Raw genomic sequence first — 21,312 nt, 5'->3', positions numbered from 1 at the left:
GAATCAACAACAGAACGGAATATATTTTAAATTTCGGTTTCATGAACTTTACAAAAGTTGATTACTGGCTTTTAAATAGGCAATTTCTGCCATTAAATAACCATAAGCAGCTTGCAGCTGACCATTTTTAACCTGGATCAGCGTAAGCTCTGCATCCGCTACTTCATGGTATTTCACTACGCCTTTTTGCCATCGACTGATGATGAGCTGAAGATTCCGCTCTGCCGAAGGGACAATTTTCCCCTGATGTTCCCATTCCAGCCAGGCCGTATTCAGGTTGTTCTTTGCATTTTGTAATTCCATACTGAGGTCCTGGTTCAATTTAATATTTTCCAATTCCGCGATCTTTGCTGTAGCGCGCGCCTGTTTTATCCTATTGCTAGTCTTAAACCCCGAAAAGATAGGTACGCTTAACCGAAGGCCGACAAACATACTGTTTGGCCACCTGTAATCGACAAACCTAAAATTATCCGACTGGGTCTGTAATTGATACTGACTGATAAAATTAAGACTCGGAAGGTATTTACTTTTTTCCAGTTCAATCTGATTCATCGCTGCTGCGATATGAATCCTGTTCCTGATGATTTCCGGACGATTTTCAGTCGCAGTTATCGCAGCAGTATCCGTTAATGTCAATGGAGCAATACCCACCTTCAACTCATCACTCAGCAGAATTTCGGTCTGCAATGGCAGCTGGATTAAGTTTTTCAGGAAGTTTTTAGATTGCCGGATTTCATTGTCTGACTTCAGCTCATTGATTTTCATAGATTCCAGGTTGACAAATGCCGACAAGGTATCCGCGGGTACTGCCATTCCTTGTTTCACTAAATTCCGGCTATTTCTTAAATTGAATTCCGCCCGCTTAATCGACTGTGCAACAAGTGCTTTTCCTGCTTCTGTAGCCAGTACATGATAATAAGCCCTTCTGATCTCATCGGCCAGCTGTGTTTTAGAAAGCAGGGTGTTGACTTTAGCCAGTTGCTCATTCCATTTCGACGCTTCAATTTCTTTATAAATTTCTCTGTTGAAAACAGGCATGCTTAAAGTTCCGGTCAGGGAATAGGAGTTTTTAGCCGCAGCATTTACGGGCATCAGGTTCTTATCGTCCAGTAATAAGCTGCCTTTTGAATCAAAACCTACGGTTGGAAAAAACATCACCGGTGATTTGACATTCCTGTAATATTCTCCGGAGGCAGAAATATTAGGGTATAAGTTTCCCTTGCTTTCTGCCCGGAAATGTTTTGCTTTCAGTTCTTCCAGTTCTGCTTGCTTAATCTGGATATTTTCAGACAAACCTTTATTTAACGCCTCCTGAAGGCTGAGTTTTTGCGTCTGCGCCACCGCAGACTGCCCCGCAAACACCATCAGCAAAAATACCCCGGTTACTTTAGCCATTCCCGATAGCGCAGCAACGCCTTTGCTTTTCTCTGCTTTTCCCGCAACTGATTTTTCCAGGAAACGCGTAATCAGGTCGTAGATTACGGGAACAACAAATAAGGTCAGGAACATGGAACTGCTCAATCCGCCAATGAGTACCCAAGCCAGGCCACTGTTCATTTCTGCAGCAGCACCTTTTGCGAGTGCCAGAGGCAGCATCCCAATCACCATCGCCAGTGTCGTCATCAAAATGGGCCTTAAACGGGTGCTTCCGGCATCGAGCAGGGCATCCGTCAGTGATTTGCCTTCAGCTCTGGCTTCGTTCGTTCTGTCGACAAGCAGAATGGCATTTTTAGCCACCAGTCCCATCATCATAATGAGACCTAGAATAGAAAAGACATTGAGACTCTTTGCGGTTAAGGCTAGTGCTAAAAGCGCGCCTACAGCAGCTACCGGAATAGAAAACAAAACTACAAAAGGATATACCCAATTGTTATACAAAGCCACCATGATCAGATAAACCAGGCTGAAAGAGGCCAATAAAGCCAATCCAAGCTGAGTAAAGGCATCATCCTGCATTTCCAGATCACCCTCATAAGAAATCTGAACCCCCGGGGGGAATTTTAGCTTTGCAACCGCAGTTTTGATGTCTTCACCAACATCACCAACAGGTCTTCCTGTTACTTGCGACAACAAAACCAGGCTTGCTTGTTTCGCTCTTCTCTGAAGAATGGTGGCACTGGATTTCAGCACGACCTTAGCAAACTGATTCAGGTAAACAAGTGCTCCCTGATGATTAGTAAAACTGTATTTCGACAAACTGCTGGTATGGTTGTTTTGATCTTCCTGTAACTGAATCCGTACAGGTGTATCCTCTGTGGTACCTCTAAACTTCAGTTCATCGTAACCATTAATCGCACTTCTCATATTCGCACCGACTATGCCGATGTCCAGCCCCAATAATGCGGCCTTTTCAGGATCGATCTCAATTTCAATTTCAGGCTTCCCTTGCTCAGAGGACATACGTGGACTGACTACACCGGCAGTTGCACGCATGATTCCCATGAGCTGTCCGGCTGCCACCAAAACACTATCCCGCTCATTTCCGGATAGCAGGATCTGAATCGGCGCGTCGTTCGCACCAAACAATCCGATAGGAGATACCCGGGCCTTTACACCGCCCACTTCCATCGCCAATGCGCGGATTTCCCGACTCAGGTCGTTAAGGGATTTTGTCCGTTGCTTTGCTGGCTTCAGGGAGATATTTATGGCCGCTACGTTTCCACTTGTGTTTTCACCAAAACCATCAGACTGATAACCGACATTGGTAAATACTTTAGTGATTTCCGGAACTGCTTTTAATTTTTCTTCAATCGCTTTTACCGCTTCATCGGTAGTGAATAGTTTCGTCCCGGGTTGCATATCGATCAATAGGGAAAGCTCTCCTTTATCGGTAGCCGGTGTAAATTCAGCGCCTACAATTCCGGTAAACACCAGACTTAAGGAAGCGATTAACAAGCCAACCGTAATCAATATCGTGGCCATTTTATGTTGTAAAGACACTTTAAGTGCCTCAGTGTACCAACGAATCAGGGCATTGATCCGCTGCTCAAAGAAAAGTCCGGTTTTCCCAAAAAAAGAAGCACTGCTTAAATGTTCTAATTTTGCAAATCTTGAAGCCAGCATGGGTGTCAGCGTAAAACAAACAAATAAGCTGGTCAGCGTAGAGACGACAATCACGAGGGAGAACTGTTTAACCAGACTGCCAACCAGGCCGGGAACCAGTGCCATGGGTAAGAACACCACCACATCTACCAGGGTGATGGACAGGGCGGTAAAACTAATCTCATTCCTGCCGTCCAAAGCAGCCTGTACTTTTCCCTTTCCCATTTCCATATGGCGATAGATGTTTTCCAACACCACAATACTGTCGTCTACCAGAATCCCGATCACCAGGCTCATCGCCAGGAGGGTCATCAGGTTTAGTGAGTAATCCATCAGATACATCATGATAAAGGCCGTTACCAGAGAGGTGGGAATGGCAATCAACACAATTGCCGCGTTCCGGAGACTATGCAAAAACACCAACATCACCAGTGCAACCAGTAGAATGGCAATAAAGAAATCGGTATAAACAGCTTTGGCCGCATTTAAAGTAAACTCGCTACTGTCCTGGGCGATGTCGAATTTCAGCTGAATGTTTTTGTATTCTTCTTCCAGCACCTTCAGTTCTGCACTTACTTTTTCAGAAACATCAACCGCATTGGCACCTGATTGCTTATTGATAAATAAACCTATAGAGGGGGCTCTGTCCAAACGGTTGACCACCTCAATACTTTTAGCCGCATTTTCTACACGGGCGACATCTTTAACGCGAATCGCGCTGCCATCCGGAAAAACACGGATTGGCAATGCTGCAACCTGCGCAGGATCGCTGATCTTTCCTGCCATTCTGATGCTCAGTTCGGCATCAGTATCTTTAATATTCCCAAGTGGAAAATCATTGTTATTCTTCCGGATGGTCTCTACCAGCTCCGCATTGGAAATTTGATAACTTGCCATTTTATCCGGATCAATCCAAATCTTCACCTCTTTCTGTTCGCCGCCAAGTATGCTGATCCTGCCTGCACTTTTTAGCTGTGCAAGACGCGGTTTTATTTTGTCCTTAAGCAGCTCATATAAAGCCGTGGACGTGATATTTGCGGTAATCCCAAGGCGGAGGACGGGAAGGTCGTTGATGTTAAACTTATCTACGTACGGACTTTTAACCCCTGCAGGCATTTCTGTAAGTACGCCGCTGATTGCCCTTTGAACATCCTGTACAGCCTGGTCCGCGTTGGCATCTGCAATAAACGCGAGGGTAATTGCAGACAGGTTTTCCGATGAGGTTGCACTCATCTTTTTAACCTTAGTAACGGAAGCTAAACTTTCCTCGATCTTTTTGGTGACGCTATTTTCAACTTCCTTAGGCGAAGCACCCGGATAGCTGGTCAAAATAGTAACGTATGGAGTCGCCAGATCAGGCAGTAATTCGTATTTTAGCTTTTTATAGGAAATGAAACCAAGGCCTCCCAATACGATAAAAAGGACAAGAAATATGATAGGGCGTTTGATCGCCAAACCTGTAATAGACATGATGGTTGATGTTAATGAATGAAATAAATGGATTAAGGGGTGCTGATGGTATAGGACTTCAATACTTTTCCAGGTTCAACATTACCCTGGCCAGAGCTGATGACCATATCACCCTTAGCAAGGCCGGCTTTAATTTCAACCGCAGTACCGATATCTCTTCCCGGGACCACCATTTTTCGCAATGGCTTTTTTCCTGCATCAATCACATAAACGTAATTGCCTTTAACATCTCTTAATAAAGCGGTCCTTGGGATGCTTAGGGCTTTAGCAAACAAATTTTCATTGAAATGAACGGAAACATTCATTCCGCTCATGAGTGGCGTTGTTTTATGGTTAGGGATTTCGATCTCTACCGGAAATGCTTTGGCTTCATTTGCCAATGGAATAATGGTTTTGATCTTTCCTTTAAGTGTTGTTGTTGCATAGACATCGGGTTTGATGCTGACCGTTCCACCCAGCTGAATCTTTGTGATCAGGTATTCAGGAACAGCCACTTTAACCAGTACATGGTCCAGTTCTGCGATGACACCCAATAATGTCCCCGGACTGATATAGTCGCCGGGATTTGACTTTTTTTCAACAATCACTCCATTTGCCGGAGAGATGATATTGGTTTGTCCGACTTGCTTCCTGGAAATCTGAAGCTGTTGCTGATAGGTTTTCAATTGCATTTCCGCTGAACTGAGCTGCAAACGGGCATTTTCTACTTCTACGTAGGAAGCATTGTCTTCTTTTAACAAAGCTTCAAAACGTACTGAATTTCTTTTGGCGGTTTCGTAATCGTTTTTTGCTTTATCCAGTCCCAACACATTGATCTGATTGGCTGCCGACCGAATGGTTTTATCTATCTGTCCGATGACCTGCCCCTTACGCACTGTCCTGCCCAATTCCACGCTCGAACTGGTCAGCTTACCTTCTCCTTCGCTAAAGATATTAACGATATTCTTTGCCGCGATATAGCCTCGGAATACGGCCTCCCCGGGAATGTTCATTTCTGTAGCATAAGCGACTACGGCGGTATAGGGGATAGGGCTAAGCTCTTTCCTGATCTCATTGTCGGCGGCTTCTTTGTTCCCCATCAGTATGAAGGCAATAAATACTAATATTCCGGTTATTGAGCATCCCCAGATGATGATATTTTTTCCTTTTTTCATTTTTATTCGGTTGTTTAATTTCTTCAAAATTATTCCCCGAAAAGGTGGTTATGAGGAGAAACTGACTGAGTTGTAGAAAAAGGTGTCCGAACTAAAGAAATCAGCGGATCAATTAAAAAGGAGGGAAGAAGGAGTAGGAAACACCGGACTGCAGGAGGTCGTTATGACCAAAAAATAGCTCAAACGCAAAAAGAGCCGGAAAATCCGGCTCTTTTATAGCATATATAGAGATACTTGTTATTATTTTACAGGTTTACCGTCTTTATCTAATCTTACTGACGCGGTTTCTTCTCCTTTTTTGATGTCGATCTGATAGTAAGTAGATTTATCTGCGGCCGTTACCAGGAAGGCAGCTGTTGGCGTCCATGCTTTAACCGGTTCTGTTTGTAATGTGGCTTTAACTGGTTCAGGTAAATCTTTCAGTTCCACCGGCACTTTTGTAGTGCTGTCTTGTTTAGCGGTAATTGCTACCGGTTCTTTTACTTCTGTTGCGTTTGCTGCTGTGAATCCTGCGAAAGCTAAAAATGCTGCTGATAAAATGATCTTTTTCATATTCTTTGTATTTCAGTTAATATTCTTGTTAATTACGTTTAGGCTAGGTTTAATAATGATGCCGCAAAAATCCATTTTTGGCACATAGCTGATTTTTAGATAGTTAATAATTAAGAGGTATATTTTTATTGTAGAATTATGCTACAATTTGGGGGATTAGGAATCGGATTATCGGCGAAGCCGGTATACTTTAAGGAAGGCCTGACGTGCTGCAGTCGGACAAAATACATACGCTCATAAAAAAGGAGGGTGGCAGCATCACAAAAAAGAGCATAAAATGAGATTCAAAACAAAAGGGGCAAAGCTTTCTTTTGAAAGCGCCTGCCCCTTGTATACGGCAATAAAAAAGATAGTATACGTTAGTTCATATCTTTTTGTACTTTTCTGGCGGTACCTTTTCCGGGAAGATAGATGCTAAAACCAACACCAAGTGTTAATTTATGAGCATAAGCACTGCTGCCAAATCCAACAACACCGTTGTACTTTAGCAATCCTTCCAATCCGATAGATGGGGTTACAAAATACGTAAAACCCGGACCAAAACTAAAACCTAGTCCATTGGTATTTCCAACAGGACCAGCAGGATTAATCCCATTAATACCCACAGTCGCCTCACCAAAGAATCTTGAGTTTTTCACCACTTCATTTGCTCCTGTTGCGCCAAAGTATCTACCCAAAGCACCGATGCCATAGTTGATACCTGTTCCGCCACCCTTTTGAGTAGTCAAACCAAAATCGACTTCACCACCAATTGCAAGCCCGTCCTGTACAAACCAGGCTGCTTTAGGATTGACATTGAAACTGAATGTATTGGGTTTATCCAGACCAAAACTGATATCTGAAAGGGAGGCACCTACAAATACATTGCCTTTTTGTATTTGTGCTTTTGCTCCAAATAAAAGTCCGGCACATAGACTCGCTGTTAAGAATAATTTTTTCATAAGATATGTTTAAATGTATTTCTTTAACAAACCTATATAAGTTTTGTTTTTGAAAATTTATTCTGCTCAGATGCTGCAATCCAAGTATTTTGCCTATTGTACCTTAATTATTACCGTAAATATATTTTGCATAATGAATAATTATATCTGATTATTCATTATAATTACAGTTACAAAAACACAAACTATGAATCAAAAAACATCTAACGCTTTCGTCGCTGTATCCTGGATCGCCCTTGGCGCGGGTATGATCGGCTATTTCGTCGGTTTAGCGAGAGCAGAAATGCAACTCAATGAAAAAGGATATTATTTCACCATCATGATGTTTGGTCTGTTTGCCGTAGTATCCGTTCAAAAAAGTGTAAGGGATAGATTGGAAGGAATTCCTGTAACAGACATCTATTATGGATTAAGCTGGTTTGCCACACTTTTGTCTATTGTCTTATTGACCATTGGACTTTGGAATGCGACATTATTGCCAAGTGAAAAAGGATTTTATGCCTTTGCTTTCCTCCTCGCTATGTTTGGCGCTATCGCAGTGCAGAAAAACACAAGGGACAATAAACCAGATGGTGGTGGTAGTCACATCGGCCGTAACGAAGACAATTAAGCTACGAATAACAACATTAAAGAATGAAATTATCATTTGGAACGGTCATTAATGATCAGCCGAATTACTTCATTGAAAAGATCTGGAAGGGCCTCATGGCCCTTTCTTCACATCTGGACAATGAGCACTACAGATATCAGGAACGACATATCCAGAAGTTCGACAGGAACTGGGACGGAGATACCTATACCGAATTTCTTGAACCAAAATTCCATACCATCAGAAAAGATCCTGATGGTTTCTGGCATCCGGGTACAGAAATCGCTATGGTGATCTATAAAGACACCAGCGACGAATTTCAGTTCGCCCCAATGCTTCATTGCATTGGTATTCAGAAAATTGAAATCAGACAGTCTGCAGAGGAAAGTTATACCGTTAGCGTAGATGGTAATCCGCTGGATGATGAGCAACTCAATAAGCTCGCTATAAATGATGGTTTTCCTTCTGCGGAAGAATTATTGTCTTATTTTAGCGGCGATTTCAGTGGCAAGCTCATCCATTGGACGGCAATGAAGTATTAAACAGATAACAAGTACAGGTCATGATCATCAGCTACCATCTCGACGATTTTAGCGCTCCATTCTCTCTCCCCGGACAGTTCATGATGGATCGCTTTGAAGATATCGGAAAACCTGCTGATATGGTATGGCCTCATAAACATAGCTTTTATGAAGTGCTGTGGATTGAAAAAGGAAATGCGCAACACCTGATCGATCAGCATATTTTCGATCTCGATTCCGATACTTTATTCTTTATTGCCCCCGGTCAGATTCATGAACTCGGCCATTCGGAAAACGTAAAAGGGTATAGCATTATGTTTACAGAAGAGTTTCTTTCCCTCAGTCATGCCAATCCTGAAATGCTTTCCGGTTTGTCATTTTTGGAAAACAGCTATTCCCAGCCATCGCTGAGTTTAATCCCTCAGCAAAGTAAAGAGCTTGCCAGCATCATCAACCTGCTGCTGAAAGAATCCGGACGCGAGGACCGTTCGGCCAGTATCATCAGACACCTCTTGCTGGCACTGCTCTTCCAGATCCAGAGAATGATGGCAGGTGATGCAATTTCCGGGCCGGATAACATCCAGGTCCTGAGCCTCAAAAAATTCAAAAAGCTGATTGAAGAACATTATAAAAAAGAAACGAAATTGTCTTTTTTCTCTGCGCAACTGTTTATGACCAATGCCCATTTAAACGAGATCGTTAAAAAGATCACCGGTAAAACAGCCGGGGAACTGATCAGGGAAAGGGTTTTACTCGAAGCAAAAAGAATGTTGATCCATGGACATTGGACCGTAGGACAGATTGCTTCAGAACTTGGATTTAAAGATTTCTCTTATTTCTCCAGGCATTTTAAAAAGCAGGAGGGATTAACACCCGCTGAATTCCGTAAAACAAGTACGCCTTCCTGATCATTTCATCAAAAGTACCAATAAAGCGCTTCTTAGTCCTAACATTCGAAAATCCAGCCTGGATACCTTTGCGTTTTAAACATTAGAGCCAATACCGCATCATGCAGATTAAATTGAACAGCATTGCCGAAGCCATTGAAGAGATCAGGGCAGGTAAAGTAATTATTGTAGTAGACGATGAAAACCGGGAGAATGAGGGAGATTTTATTACCGCTGCTCAAAATGCAAGTCCGGAGGTAATTAACTTTATGGTGAGTCATGGAAAAGGCCTGGTTTGCGCCCCCTTAACTGCAGAAAGGTGCGATGAGCTGAATCTCCACCAAATGGTGAGCGATAACACTGCCGCCTATGAAACCAGTTTTACCGTTTCTATTGATTTGCTCGGCAGCGGCTGTACCACCGGGATTTCGGCCTCCGACCGCTCCAAAACCGTTAAATCGCTGATTGATCCTAAAATAAAAGGCTTTGACCTTGGCAGACCCGGTCATATCTTTCCGCTACGTGCTAAAGATGGCGGGGTGTTAACCAGACCCGGACATACCGAAGCGACCATCGATCTTGCCCGCTTAGCAGGCATGGAACCCGCAGGAGTCCTTGTAGAAATCCTTAAAGACAATGGAGAAATGGCCCGCTTACCTGATTTAATGGAAATCGCAGCCAGACATCAGTTGAAAATCATTTCGATTGAAGACCTGATCAGCTATCTTAAAAAAGAAAACTAAGAAAGAAACGTTTGATCTGTCAGCCTTTTGATCATCGCTGAGCTCTGTTCACGGCCATGCTCCAGCCTGTCTTTGAAAAACAGTTTAGTCTGGTCAAAATGCTGCTTATACCCCTCCATATCTCCATATCCGATGATAGAAGTCCATTCCCGGACTGCCGAATGAAACTCAAGATCGTCGGCACGGATACTCTTGTCGAACAGCGCCGCATGGATGGATTCTTCCAGTAGATCCTCATTTCGAAAAAGGTATTCTACAATCCCTAGTCTTAGTCGGAAGGGAGGAGTCTGGCAAATCAGGTTGTCATAAGGATTGATCTGTAAATGATACCAGGCATCAGCCATGCTGAGCAGGCTCAGGTGAGAGTTGGCCTTTCGCACTCCCGGATTTGAAGAAAGGGAGAACTCCTGCATCACCTGATCGTCCAGAAGTAAAGGTTTCCTGCTTTCATGGAACACAAAATCCCTGACCTTATAAAGACGCTCCCGGAAGGATTTTTCTTCTTCCATGATCATCATCTTAAAAAGCTCTGATTCCGACTGCGCATAACGTTTCACCTGTTGGCGGGCAAAAGGGTTTAAAATGGCCAGGCCGGCATAAATATGTGCTTTATAACTAAAGATCCTAAGGGTAGTCAGGATCTTCACATTGTCGATACCGCCCAGGTAAGAGGCATTTTCCCAGGGAAAGAAGCCTGCTGAAGCCCAGGCAGTGCCCATACTTTCAAAACCCACATGTGTCGCAGCCTGTGTATCCGCAACAATCCGGTCATGATCCCGGTAGTCTTTCATCTCCACCAGTTCGGAGCCCAGGCAGGAGAGGAGGTCAGTCATACGCTGATAAGCCTCATCGCTGGTGCGGTGTGGAATCACAATCATTTTCTGACCTGCAGGATCAAAACCCGGGCCGTGTAAAGAATGGCAGGTGATGATATGAATGTCCTTAGGCAGGTATTTTTCAAAGGCAACGATCTCCGGATGTTTTACCGAAGTCTGCCCGGCTACAATTGCCCCATATTTGGTTGAGCTGCCATACATTGCCAGCACTTGTTCAATCTTTTCCGATTCTACGGCATAAAAAATCACGTCACAAATCCGGGAAACTTCCTTTCCATCTTGCAAAATGATAATCCCATAAGGATTTAATGCTTCGCTAAGTTCTTCCCTTCGTTCCGGAAGGTCTGAGCCATAAACGGTATAACCTGCTTTAGAAAAACCTACAGCATACATTTTACCCATATCACCAAGACCAATAATGCCTACATTCATAATCACCTGTTAATACCTGCAAATAAGGCAAAATTCCCCTGAACAGGAAATGATCAGGGTCACAAAACAGGCTTCAAATTGTTACAATTAAATTTTCGTCTTCCCAGAATATTTTCAATCTGCATACGTTAAAAGGAAGCGTAACAGAAAAACGTAATTTACAACATGAAACGAAATTCCCGTATTTTTTTAACGCTGACGGCATCCTTTTTTTCCTCAGCAGTATTTGCACAAACCAACGCACTCCAGATAAAAATGGACAGCATCATCAACAGCAAAAAAGCTGATGTGGGTGTATCCGTATTGTACCTATCAGATCAGCGCATCGTTTCCGTTAACGGAGATAAGCACTATCCCATGCAAAGTGTCTATAAATTTCACCTGGCCCTGGCCGTATTGAATCAGGTAGATCAGGGAAAATTTAAGCTCGATCAAAAGGTCCTTATTAAAAAAAGCGACTTGCTTCCGGATACCTGGAGCCCCTTACGCGAAAAATATCCCAATGGAAATGTAGAAGTGCCCTTATCGGAGATTCTGAAATATACCGTTTCAGAAAGCGACAACAACGGTTGTGATATTTTATTCAGACTCATCGGAGGCACCAGCAAAGCACACCAGTTCATCAAAAAACAAGGGATTAAAGAGATATCCATCGTCGGAACAGAAGAAGAAATGCACAAAGACGATCAGGTTCAGTTTCGCAACTGGACTACGCCAAAAGCGGCCAACGATCTGCTTAAAAAATTCCAGGAAGGTAAAGTACTTAAAAAGACAACCGGAGATTTCTTAATGAAAATTATGGAAGAGACCGTAACAGGCCCGGGAAAGATCAAGGGGTTATTACCTCAGGGAACACTTGTTGCCCATAAAACTGGAAATTCCGGAGTAAATAAAGAAGGGATTACTGCAGCATCTAATGATATCGGAATCGTGACGCTTCCTAACGGAAAAAAAATGCTCATTTCTACTTTTGTATCGATGTCAAAAGAAAATGATAAAGAAAACGATAAGATCATCGCAGAACTAGCCAAAGCTGCCTTTGAAGAAGGGTTGAAATAAAAAACGGCGCGTGTTACCTGGAGTATTGTTCCCGGTAACACGCGCTGTTTACTTAAATATTTGTTCCGCTATCCATCGTTAATGAAGTACCCGTCATGTACTTCGACTCCTCACCGGCAACCCATGCAACCAGTGAAGCAATTCCTTCGGCAGTTCCATATTCTTTAATCGCCATTCTCTCCCTTGCTGCATCTGCAGACGCACCAGTAGCCGGATTCATATCCGTTTCTGTTGGTCCAGGATTTACGAGGTTAGCCGTAATTCTTCGATCACCAAGATCACGTGCAAGTCCTTTGTTAAAGCTAACCAATGCTGATTTACTCATGGAATACAAAGTAAGATTAGGAACCGTCACAATTTCAGCCAGACAGCTGCCTATGGTGATGATTCTTCCACCATCAGGGACAAACTTCAGGGCTGCCTGCGTAGCAAAAAACACGCCTTTTACGTTCACATCAAACATTCTGTCAAAATCTTCCTGTGTATAGGCTTCAAAAGCTTTACCATCTGCAACACCGGCATTGTTTACCAGAATATCTATTTTACCAAAATGTGCTCCTGCTTTATCTACTGCTGCTGTCACTTCTTCATAGTTGCCACTATCTGCTTTAATCGCAATTGCCTGGGCTCCGTTATTTTCAATTTCTTTAACCAGATCTTCCGAGGCTGCTGCAGAACTGGCATAAGTGAAGGCTACTTTAGCACCTTCAGCACTTAGTCTTTTTACAATCGCCGCACCGATACCTCTGCTTCCGCCGGTTACCAGGGCAACTTTGTCTTTTAAATTTGTCATATTGAAAGGATATTTATTTCTATCAAAATTATATATAGATATTTGTATTTAAGGGTACACATTAAATTGTTAGGTACTTACAAAAAAGTAAGAAATGAGAAAAGAAAGTTCCACAAACAATATCAACGAAAAAAGGCTAAGGGAATTGTGCGGAACGTCCTACGCACTGTCCATCATTGGTGGCCGCTGGAAGCCTACCATCATTTGCAGGTTAATGGATGGGAAAGTCAGGTATAGTGACCTTCGGGACTCCATCATCGGGGTTTCAGAGCGAATGCTCGTGCAACAACTCCGGGAACTGGAAAAAGATGGCATCCTGATCAGGATTGTGCATCCTCAGGTTCCGCCGAAAGTAGAGTACGAGCTTACTGAAGATGGATTGTGTATGCAACCCATGCTCAGCAAGATGTCGGAGTGGGGAAATAACCATAAGGCCAAATATCAAAAAGAGGAGCTTGTTTAATAAACAGGCCCCTCATTAATTATTTACTGGGTGTAAATATCCAGGTATCATCAAACAGTGTTGATCCGTTTCTTCCTGTTGTAATAAATCCCTGATTCCCTATAGAAAAGCCAATAGCAGCTTCTCTTGCAGCACCTTTAAAATCTCCGTATTGTTTCCAATCATCGGTATCAGCCCTGTATTTCCACACGGAGCTTAAAAGCTGACCGGAGCTTCCCCCAATAAGGTATCCATTATTTCCTATCACAAATGTAGAAGCAAACTGTCGGCTCAGGTTATACTCATATGGCTTTTTAGGACGATTCAAATCATTTAACCGTACCCAGGCATCTTCTTTAACAGAATACCTCCAGAAATCAGACAAATAACTCCCATTATTAAGGCCGCCACCAATATAAACAGTTTCTCCAATCGTGAAAGTAAATGCATTTGATCTTTTAGAACTGGGTAGGCTACTTACTTTCTTCCATTGATCGGTCTGAGGATTATAGGTATAAAAATCAACGAGATCTCCGGCCTTATTTGTTCCTGTACCCACAACTCCCAAACCGTTAGCCGCGAAAGCAACACCTCCATATCTGGCTTCCCCAGGAAAGTCAGCCGCAACCTTTTTCCATGTTTTCGGGACTGGGTCATACTCATAAAAATCGGAAAGCGCATCTTTACCGTCAAAACCGGATCCAACGTAAGCCTTTCCATTAACGGTAAAAGCAACGGCATAATTTCTTGCCTTCCCCGGGAAAACCACATCTTCGGCTTTGTCGTTTTTAACCCTGATCCAATTTGATTTTTCTTCATTATAGGTCCATAAGTCATTTAATCTTTTCTCGCCATCAAAGCCTCCCGTAATGTATACTTTTCCGTTAATGACAAAACTGGTTGCCCCACTCCGGCGGATCCCTTCAAAGTCAGATCCACGAACCCATTCCTTAGGGTCTTCGTTTTCTTTTTTTTTGCAGGCAGAGGCCATCAATACAATTGCTAATAAGGACACTTTTAGCAGGTTTTTCAACATGATCATATATTTTAAAATTTAGTATAAAAAATCTTGACTTTTATGGAGCGTATGGACTCCCCATTGGCAATATGCAGCCTGTTAACTGTTTTTGTTAAAGGATCGAAAGGAAGGCTAAGCATCAGCGCAGTCTTTTTATATTTACCTTTTTTGATGGCATCGATATATCCTCCAAGCTGAAAAACATATTTTGCTTTTGAACCAGCATCATTTCCCGGCTGGAACTTTGCCATCTGGATAGACTTGCCATCAGCGTTTGTCAGCACCTGAGTAGGCGTGTTCGAAGAATTCGAGATAAATAAATTAAGCTCCTGAGGTGCTTTAAAAACTTTGTACGACGATGATTCGGTTTCTATCACCAGTTCTGCAGTATTAACACCAATTCCTGGTTGCTGAAGAAAGCTCGTTAAACCGGGCAGAGAGAGCTTGGTGACGATGCCTGTTCCGGCCTGAACGAACAGTTCCTTGTTTGTGGCTTCAGCATTTAATTCTCTGGAATGATAATTTAAAGCCTGTAGCCTGGTTTTATTCCGATCTGCATCGATATGGTTAAACTGATACTGTTTATCATTTAAATTGAACTGAACGGTTCCCTTTCTCGGAAAACCATCAGATCCTTTATAATTATAGTACAATACGATCTTTAGCTTTTCAGCATCAAAGCCAACAATGCTTTTACCACTGCTTCCGGTACTGAGGGCAAGCCCCTTGAAATAATTAAGAAAATCTTCAATATTGTTTAACCTGCTGTCTTTTTCGATCAGCATTTTAAGCAGCTCCTGTCCCAAAGACTTTTTTAAGGGAATAGTGATGCTATCACTGGAAAAAGGTTTTGGTAACAAGCTGATCTCGCCCAATGGCACAGGATCATATTCAAATTTACTGGTACTGTACAAGGCCTCTTCTTTAACAAAGATGGGTTGTTCTTCCGGTTCAGCTGCCTGCTCGACTTTTATAAGCTTTATTCTTTTAGTCAGCTGATGCGCAGAAAACCGTTGTATTTCATTGGTATCACCATACACATACTTATTGTATTTCAATACCAGGTTCAATGAATCAAAGAGGGCATCATCGGGTATAGTTCCATTATTCCATACCGGGATCCCAATCTGGAGATAGGAAGATAATCTTGTTTTTCCGAAATGGGGATCATCGACTTGTCCCAGCAGTATCGAACCGCTGTTGGAAGTGGGTAAGGAGTCCAGCAGATAAGTGGAGGCAATAACGGTAACCGTATCAGTCATCTCCATAGAGATTGGATTTTGATCTTTAGGCAAACCAATATTGTCGCCTTTTCTACAACCTGAAACAAAAAGGACTGCAAAAGAGAAACAGAGCAGCAATTGATTTGGCGAAATCTTAATAATGGAATTCATAGTTCGTTATAAATAATTGATGCTGACAAAGATGTACTGAGTGAATGTTAACGAATGTTACGATTTGTTAAAAATCGTTAAGAGAAACTTTTAATGAAGTAGGGGCGGTTACATTTGGTCTATGAAAACAAACGAACTATGTTACATCGGATAAAGTACATTTTATGTTTAATGACCTTATGTATCTTAGGTGTTATCCTGGCGCAGGGATTCTGGCTTTACAGAGACTACAGGTATTATAAGAGTCAGCCTTTTTTCTCCTCTGACTATGATTTTTTTCTTCCTGCTACCCATGCTGTTCTAAGCGTTGCCAGTGCAAAAACAATGGTTATTGATGGAAATCAAATAGGAGCAAATACAATTATTGCCTATCCGTCGGGTACAGTTTCTGCGATGATGCCTTTACAGACGGTGCCCGTACAGACGATACCGGCATTGCCTATGGCTATTGATTTTTCAAAATCTGCAACACTATCCGAAGATACCTCAATGTTTAGCAGCCGGATATATCCTGCCTCCCCACTTGCTTTTAAATCCGGCCAAACGGAAGTACCGTTCGGAGACACACTCAGGTACACAGATCGGATCCAGTCTGGAATACAACAAGGCAGAGCTATGCCTGTTGAATTCGCCAGAACTACTGCTTACAAAGCACCGGCATCTTATATCTTCAATAAGATGAAATGGCAGTTCGGCGTATCTGTGCTATTGATCGTACTGACGACTTGTAGCCTGGCTTATATGCTGGTCACCATATTCCGGCAACAAAGAATGTCACTCGTAAAAAACGATTTCATCAACAGTATGGCGCATGAGTTAAAAACACCTTTGGCAACGATCTCCGTGGCCGTAGAAGCCATAAAACGTTATGGCACCTTGCTGGATAAAAACAAAACAGAACGTTATCTGGAAATCTCCACGAATGAGATCAATCACCTGTCCAAATTAATCGAGTTAATTTTACAGGAATCTATCTTTGACAACGATAAGATGGTGTTGCATAAAGAAAGTACGGACGTCAATGCACTCATTCATCAGATTCTTGAAAACTATTCCATCAAAAACGCTAAAGCTGTTGACATCAGGCTGGACTGCAGTCATGAAATCCCGGCACTGTTGATCGATCCGCTTCACCTGAGTAATTCACTTCGCAACATTATAGATAATGCGATAAAATATGCCAGCGATGAGGTCATCATCAGGATCACCAGTGCTTTTGAAAACGGGATCTGGCGACTTTCCATCAGTGATACCGGGATTGGTATTCCTGAAAAATATCATGATGATATTTTTGAACGCTTTTTTAGGGTTTCTTCTGATCACGATGCGACAGGAAGCTTTGGACTTGGCCTTTCTTATGTCAAAAAGGTGGTAGAGCTTCATGAAGGCAGCATCGGTCTTGAAAGTAAATTAAGCATAGGAAGTACTTTTTTGATTTCAATCCCTTTTAAATTATGATAGATGTATTATTTCTGGAAGATGAAGCGGGAATGGCTGAGATTGTGGTAGAGAGCCTTAAATTTGAAGGATTTTGGGTTCGTCATTACCTCAATGGACGCGAGGCATTTGAAAGCTTTAAGTTATTCAGACCTGACATTATTATTCTTGACATCATCACTCCAGAGTTAAACGGCTTCCATCTGGCAGAGAAAATTCGCGAGATGGATGATCATGTTCCAATTATATTTGCCACTGCCAGAATACAGATTAAAGATGTATTAAAAGGTTTCGAAATAGGGGCCAGTGATTACATGAAAAAACCCTATAGCATTAAAGAGCTGATTGCGAGGATGCATAGTCATTTAAAAAAGACAAATAAAATAGACTATCCGAAATATAGTGTTGGCAATTATGCTTTTGATTCAAGAATGCATGAACTGTGCATTAACGGGGTCAGCAGCAGTCTTTCTTACCGGGAGTCGGAGCTGTTAAAAAAGTTGATTGAGCATAAAAACGGTGTAGTCACAAAAAAGGAATTACTGGAAGAATTGTGGGACCAAAACAATTTCTTCACTGGCAGAAGCCTGGCTGTCTTCATTAGCAGGTTAAGGAAATTCTTACGGGAAGATCCCAGAATCAGGATTCTTACCGTAAGAAATATAGGCTATATCTTAGAAATCAGGGATAAACGCTAAAGCGATGTCTTAATAAACCACCACTTCGTCACTGAACATAAATCCTTTTTTCTCGTTTTTACCGGTTACCCTGAGGTAACGGGCATTGTTTCCTTTGAGGTCGAACATAAAAGTTTTAAACCTCAGTGATGCATCCGTATACGGAACATCGTTTTCTACTTTCTGAATGTTTTTGAAAACAACTCCATCTTCAGAAACCGCCACAGTAACATTTGCTGGCATGTATACACCAGGGCCGGTTAATTGCATAAAACGAATTTTCAACTGCGTTAAGGGGATGGGGTTCTCCAAATCAATAGTGACATCAAAATCGCCGAGAAAACCCTGCCATTGTCCGTCGCCATAAGTGAGGTCCCCGGTTTGTCCGTTTACCAGGGTCAGTTCCTTTTGCGCGGGATAACTGCTGCTCCACTTATTATTGTAGATGACCTTTTTACCAATGGCCTTATGGACATCCAGTTCCAGTTCCTGAATTTTGCCTAAAGGTTGTTGATTTTTAAAGATGACCGCCTTTACCTTTGCCGTCGCATTTAGTGAAATGCCATCCTGGTACAAAGGCGAGCTTGCAATTGGGTTAGTGCCATCCGTAGTGTACCTTATTTCCGGTTTAAACTGCTCTGAGCTGATCGTCACCACCGCTTTTTTTTCTGCAATATCGAATTTAGAGAGGATGCTCAGTTCATTTGATGGCGGGTAGTAATTCACATTCAGACGCTGTAACAGCAGATAATGTTTTTGCAGGCGTGTTTGAAAATCACTCCAGTTCTTTTGCCCCTCTGCCGTCCATGCCGCCTCTGCCATAGCCATTGCTCTTGGAAAAACCATATATTCTACCTGACTCGTTGTCGGCATATATTCTGTCCACACATTGGCCTGAATTCCAAGTACATGTTTTCTTTTGTCGGCATTGATTTCCGCAGGGATTGGCTGATAACCATATACCTTCTTTAAAGGCAGATATCCACCAATGGCTTCCGGCTGTCCGATTGGATTGGTCTGATAGGCATCCAGATAAAGATGGGAGCCAGGTGTCATGATCACATCGTGACCGGAGTTTGCGGCTTCAATACCTCCTTTTTCCCCGCGCCAGCTCATTACCGTCGCTTCAGGGGCCAGTCCGCCTTCCAGAATTTCATCCCATCCGATCAGCTTTCTTCCTTTACTTTTCAAATAAGTTTCCATTCTTTTAACGGCATAACTCTGCAAACCATGTTCGTCTTTTAAATCAAAATCTTTAATCACTTTCTGGCATTTCGGACATTGTTTCCAGGCCGATTTATCGGCTTCATCACCACCGATATGAATATATTTAGAAGGAAAGATTTCAATCACCTCATCAAGCACATCCTGAAGAAAGCGAAAAGTATCTTCATTACCGATACAGAATTCTGAATTTTTATAAGGTAAACCATAACAGGACAAATTAGGATACGCCGCCAGGACCTCCTCCGTATGTGCCGGCATTTCAATTTCAGGGATCACAGTAATCCCGCGTTTTGCCGCATATTTTACCAGGTCTTTTGCTTCCTCCGCAGTATAATACCCGCCAAAAGCATTCGGGCTGCCCATTTCTGAATATTGGCGCCCGTTGTTCCACCAGTATTTCCAGTTGGCATTGGTCCGCCATGCCGCTTTGCTGGTCAGCTCGGGATATTTTTTGATTTCTAATCTCCAGCCGGCGCCATCTGTGAGGTGCCAGTGGAAGGTATTCAGTTTATACAAGGACATCAGGTCTATGTATTTTTTCAGGAAAGGAATAGGAAAGAAATGACGGGATACGTCCAGCATGAGGCCCCGGTAGCCAAAAGCTGGCTGGTCCTGAATCCATACCGCAGGTAACCTGCTGTCTTTTCTGGTGAGTGCCAGCTGACGAAGCGTTGCTATGCCATTCAGGATGGCTTCGGGCTGATGTGCAGTGATTAGAATCCGATCGGTACTGATTTCTAAACGGTAGGCATTTATGGCAAGGGTATCGCCCTTTCCGGCTTCCAGAAGAATGATCCCTTTAAGCGGAGCTTTCTTTCCCGGACGCAATTTTTTTATCTTATTGAATTTCAGGTAAGGATGCTCCCGAAGAAGATCAGCTGCTTCCAGAAAAGAAGTACTGGAATACACTTCCGTCTCCGGAGCATAGCTATAATACCCGGGCCTTGAAATTTGCTGCAACGGCTTTGGAATAATAGCTAAAGAATCCTGGGCAAAAGAAATGTTTGAAAATAAACAAAATAGTAAACTGAAGGAGGAGGCAATCGCCCGTTTCATGGTGTTCATTAAGGTTTGGTTCTGATTTGTGTAAACCAAATTTACATTTTCTATTGACAAAGTAAACCTATTATTGGCATTTGAACATTAATAAGTAGGAGGAGAGACTTTTTTAAATATAGAAGAATTATTATATTTAAAAAATCACAAATTACGCAATCATGAGTTTATTATCACGTTTTTTTGGAAAAAACAAAGTTGTAGAAAGAGAGTCTGAGCCTGATTTGGTCTATATACCCAATGAAGATGAGCGCATGAAGTGGGCCATTGAAAAGGCAGGGCTTACTTTATGGCATTTTGAAAAGAGCCTCAAAAGTCCTGTTTCCGGACAGGAATATTTTTCCATTAAAGTGATGATTGAAGACTCAGGAAAGGTGGAACACATCTGGCTAACCTCACCGGATTTTGACGAAGAGGGAAACTTGTTTGGAGAGGTGGGCAATGAACCTGTCCAGATAAAAACGGTTAAACTGGGGCAGAAAATTGGTGTAATGAGGTCTTTGATTTCCGATTGGATGATCGTTGAAAAAGGCCGGTTAGTTGGCGGTTATACCATCAGAGCCATCCGTGAAGGTCTCCCCGAAGCCGAAAGACAGGCGTTTGACGAGTCTATCGGCCTGCTGGTAGATGCCGGCAGTGATTATTTTAAACCAGACTTTGATACGCCCGAAGGAGCAATACTGTCGTTGGAGGAAGCTTATCAGAAAAACGACATAGACAAAGCACTTTCCTGCAAAGATTTTTATCAGGAAGCAAAGCTGATGCTTTCCGCAATGGACTTTCCAATAGAGGAGGAGATGATCGTTAGTACTTCCGAAGCTTTAGCACTTTCTTTCGTCAGTTATATTGAAAAAGAGGGGATGCCTGACTTCAAAAATATCAACAGGGCATTTACACAGCGCGATAAGGTAGATGAAAACTATTGGATCATTACGGAAGTCTGCACGTATCCGGATGGAGGAATATCTGTACAAAAATTACAGACCTATAAAACTGCCCAGGGATGGAGGGTCTTGGGGGTAACGAGTTAAAACGCTTCTTT

At 42.5% G+C, this 21,312-nt stretch carries 17 protein-coding genes and 1 pseudogene; 9 read left to right on the top strand and 9 right to left on the bottom strand.

Features of this window, described 5'->3' with window-relative positions:
* Positions 1-48: 48 nt before the first annotated feature.
* From BLQ87_RS22365 to BLQ87_RS22350, 4 genes are all read right to left on the bottom strand, one after another.
* Entirely contained in the window at positions 49-4,512 is a 4,464-nt protein-coding gene (locus tag BLQ87_RS22365) for an efflux RND transporter permease subunit (RefSeq protein WP_074611144.1), read from the bottom strand.
* A 32-nt stretch (positions 4,513-4,544) separates the two neighbouring features.
* Positions 4,545-5,666: an efflux RND transporter periplasmic adaptor subunit gene (locus BLQ87_RS22360; protein WP_074611143.1), complete on the bottom strand. Its 1,122-nt coding sequence runs from the start codon at positions 5,664-5,666 to the stop codon at positions 4,545-4,547.
* A 240-nt stretch (positions 5,667-5,906) separates the two neighbouring features.
* Positions 5,907-6,218: a hypothetical protein gene (locus BLQ87_RS22355; RefSeq protein ID WP_074611142.1), complete on the bottom strand. Its 312-nt coding sequence runs from the start codon at positions 6,216-6,218 to the stop codon at positions 5,907-5,909.
* Between the two features lie 359 nt (positions 6,219-6,577).
* Positions 6,578-7,159 (bottom strand): hypothetical protein, encoded by a 582-nt coding sequence (locus BLQ87_RS22350; RefSeq protein ID WP_074611141.1) that lies wholly within the window; start codon positions 7,157-7,159, stop codon positions 6,578-6,580.
* A gap of 187 nt (positions 7,160-7,346) precedes the next feature.
* On the opposite strand from BLQ87_RS22350, the gene yiaA reads away from it, so the two are divergent.
* From yiaA to ribB, 4 genes and pseudogenes are all read left to right on the top strand, one after another.
* The gene (gene yiaA / locus BLQ87_RS22345) at positions 7,347-7,769 is read left to right on the top strand and encodes an inner membrane protein YiaA (RefSeq protein WP_074611140.1); all 423 of its coding nucleotides are present in this window, start codon (positions 7,347-7,349) and stop codon (positions 7,767-7,769) included.
* Between the two features lie 23 nt (positions 7,770-7,792).
* Complete coding sequence (locus tag BLQ87_RS22340) at positions 7,793-8,290, top strand: hypothetical protein (RefSeq protein WP_074611139.1); 498 nt, start codon at positions 7,793-7,795, stop codon at positions 8,288-8,290.
* Between the two features lie 20 nt (positions 8,291-8,310).
* On the top strand, positions 8,311-9,177 hold the full coding sequence (locus tag BLQ87_RS22335) for an AraC family transcriptional regulator (protein WP_083362010.1): 867 nt from the start codon (positions 8,311-8,313) through the stop codon (positions 9,175-9,177).
* 101 nt (positions 9,178-9,278) lie between these two features.
* A pseudogene (gene ribB, locus BLQ87_RS22330) lies at positions 9,279-9,896 on the top strand (3,4-dihydroxy-2-butanone-4-phosphate synthase); the annotation flags it as partial.
* Here ribB and BLQ87_RS22325 read toward each other — a convergent pair.
* Positions 9,896-11,167, bottom strand: coding sequence for a prephenate dehydrogenase (locus BLQ87_RS22325; RefSeq protein ID WP_074611137.1), 1,272 nt, complete (start codon positions 11,165-11,167; stop codon positions 9,896-9,898). The pseudogene ribB and the gene BLQ87_RS22325 sit on opposite strands and share 1 nt — an antisense overlap.
* Before the next feature lie 165 nt (positions 11,168-11,332).
* Between BLQ87_RS22325 and bla the strand changes: the two genes are divergently transcribed.
* On the top strand, positions 11,333-12,226 hold the full coding sequence (gene bla / locus BLQ87_RS22320; protein WP_074611136.1) for a class A beta-lactamase, subclass A2: 894 nt from the start codon (positions 11,333-11,335) through the stop codon (positions 12,224-12,226).
* 52 nt (positions 12,227-12,278) lie between these two features.
* Here bla and BLQ87_RS22315 read toward each other — a convergent pair whose 3' ends face one another.
* A complete protein-coding gene (locus BLQ87_RS22315; protein ID WP_074611135.1) occupies positions 12,279-13,019 on the bottom strand; it encodes a 3-oxoacyl-ACP reductase family protein in 741 nt (246 codons plus the stop codon).
* Between the two features lie 94 nt (positions 13,020-13,113).
* Here BLQ87_RS22315 and BLQ87_RS22310 point away from each other — a divergent pair, with 94 nt between their 5' ends.
* Entirely contained in the window at positions 13,114-13,482 is a 369-nt protein-coding gene (locus BLQ87_RS22310) for a winged helix-turn-helix transcriptional regulator (protein ID WP_074611134.1), read from the top strand.
* Between the two features lie 19 nt (positions 13,483-13,501).
* Here BLQ87_RS22310 and BLQ87_RS22305 read toward each other — a convergent pair whose 3' ends face one another.
* Together BLQ87_RS22305 and BLQ87_RS22300 are read right to left on the bottom strand one after the other, a co-directional pair.
* Positions 13,502-14,497 carry a Kelch repeat-containing protein gene (locus BLQ87_RS22305; protein ID WP_074611244.1) on the bottom strand — a complete coding sequence of 332 codons (996 nt, stop codon included), beginning with the start codon at positions 14,495-14,497 and terminating at the stop codon, positions 13,502-13,504.
* An 11-nt stretch (positions 14,498-14,508) separates the two neighbouring features.
* The gene (locus tag BLQ87_RS22300; RefSeq protein WP_074611133.1) at positions 14,509-15,873 is read right to left on the bottom strand and encodes a DUF4270 family protein; all 1,365 of its coding nucleotides are present in this window, start codon (positions 15,871-15,873) and stop codon (positions 14,509-14,511) included.
* Positions 15,874-16,044: 171 nt separating this feature from the next.
* Here BLQ87_RS22300 and BLQ87_RS22295 point away from each other — a divergent pair, with 171 nt between their 5' ends.
* Both BLQ87_RS22295 and BLQ87_RS22290 read left to right on the top strand, forming a co-directional pair.
* On the top strand, positions 16,045-17,331 hold the full coding sequence (locus tag BLQ87_RS22295; protein WP_074611132.1) for a sensor histidine kinase: 1,287 nt from the start codon (positions 16,045-16,047) through the stop codon (positions 17,329-17,331).
* Positions 17,328-18,008, top strand: coding sequence for a response regulator transcription factor (locus BLQ87_RS22290; RefSeq protein ID WP_074611131.1), 681 nt, complete (start codon positions 17,328-17,330; stop codon positions 18,006-18,008). Before BLQ87_RS22295 ends, BLQ87_RS22290 begins: the two co-directional genes overlap by 4 nt.
* Positions 18,009-18,017: 9 nt before the next feature.
* On the opposite strand, the gene BLQ87_RS22285 is transcribed toward BLQ87_RS22290, so the two are convergent.
* Positions 18,018-20,279 (bottom strand): beta-N-acetylhexosaminidase, encoded by a 2,262-nt coding sequence (locus tag BLQ87_RS22285; RefSeq protein WP_074611130.1) that lies wholly within the window; start codon positions 20,277-20,279, stop codon positions 18,018-18,020.
* A gap of 152 nt (positions 20,280-20,431) precedes the next feature.
* Between BLQ87_RS22285 and BLQ87_RS22280 the strand changes: the two genes are divergently transcribed.
* Complete coding sequence (locus BLQ87_RS22280; protein ID WP_074611129.1) at positions 20,432-21,301, top strand: YegJ family protein; 870 nt, start codon at positions 20,432-20,434, stop codon at positions 21,299-21,301.
* Positions 21,302-21,312 lie beyond the last annotated feature (11 nt).

Origin of the sequence: Pedobacter steynii (assembly GCF_900103665.1) — a bacterium.
In the GTDB taxonomy this organism is placed as follows: Bacteria; Bacteroidota; Bacteroidia; order Sphingobacteriales; family Sphingobacteriaceae; genus Pedobacter; species Pedobacter steynii.
Note: the sequence above shows the minus strand (reverse complement) of the source record. Positions and strands in the feature narration are given on the sequence as shown.

Bases quoted from the DNA above. Each gene is read 5' to 3' on its own strand.
- BLQ87_RS22360 (WP_074611143.1), bottom strand. From the start codon at position 5,666: ATGAAAAAAGGAAAAAATATCATCATCTGGGGATGCTCAATAACCGGA.
- BLQ87_RS22310 (WP_074611134.1), top strand. From the start codon at position 13,114: ATGAGAAAAGAAAGTTCCACAAACAATATCAACGAAAAAAGGCTAAGG.
- BLQ87_RS22300 (WP_074611133.1), bottom strand. From the start codon at position 15,873: ATGAATTCCATTATTAAGATTTCGCCAAATCAATTGCTGCTCTGTTTC.
- BLQ87_RS22315 (WP_074611135.1), bottom strand. From the start codon at position 13,019: ATGACAAATTTAAAAGACAAAGTTGCCCTGGTAACCGGCGGAAGCAGA.
- BLQ87_RS22325 (WP_074611137.1), bottom strand. From the start codon at position 11,167: ATGAATGTAGGCATTATTGGTCTTGGTGATATGGGTAAAATGTATGCT.
- yiaA (WP_074611140.1), top strand. From the start codon at position 7,347: ATGAATCAAAAAACATCTAACGCTTTCGTCGCTGTATCCTGGATCGCC.
- BLQ87_RS22365 (WP_074611144.1), bottom strand. From the start codon at position 4,512: ATGTCTATTACAGGTTTGGCGATCAAACGCCCTATCATATTTCTTGTC.
- BLQ87_RS22350 (WP_074611141.1), bottom strand. From the start codon at position 7,159: ATGAAAAAATTATTCTTAACAGCGAGTCTATGTGCCGGACTTTTATTT.
- BLQ87_RS22305 (WP_074611244.1), bottom strand. From the start codon at position 14,497: ATGTTGAAAAACCTGCTAAAAGTGTCCTTATTAGCAATTGTATTGATG.
- BLQ87_RS22285 (WP_074611130.1), bottom strand. From the start codon at position 20,279: ATGAACACCATGAAACGGGCGATTGCCTCCTCCTTCAGTTTACTATTT.
- BLQ87_RS22290 (WP_074611131.1), top strand. From the start codon at position 17,328: ATGATAGATGTATTATTTCTGGAAGATGAAGCGGGAATGGCTGAGATT.
- BLQ87_RS22295 (WP_074611132.1), top strand. From the start codon at position 16,045: ATGACCTTATGTATCTTAGGTGTTATCCTGGCGCAGGGATTCTGGCTT.
- BLQ87_RS22335 (WP_083362010.1), top strand. From the start codon at position 8,311: ATGATCATCAGCTACCATCTCGACGATTTTAGCGCTCCATTCTCTCTC.
- BLQ87_RS22280 (WP_074611129.1), top strand. From the start codon at position 20,432: ATGAGTTTATTATCACGTTTTTTTGGAAAAAACAAAGTTGTAGAAAGA.
- BLQ87_RS22340 (WP_074611139.1), top strand. From the start codon at position 7,793: ATGAAATTATCATTTGGAACGGTCATTAATGATCAGCCGAATTACTTC.
- bla (WP_074611136.1), top strand. From the start codon at position 11,333: ATGAAACGAAATTCCCGTATTTTTTTAACGCTGACGGCATCCTTTTTT.
- BLQ87_RS22355 (WP_074611142.1), bottom strand. From the start codon at position 6,218: ATGAAAAAGATCATTTTATCAGCAGCATTTTTAGCTTTCGCAGGATTC.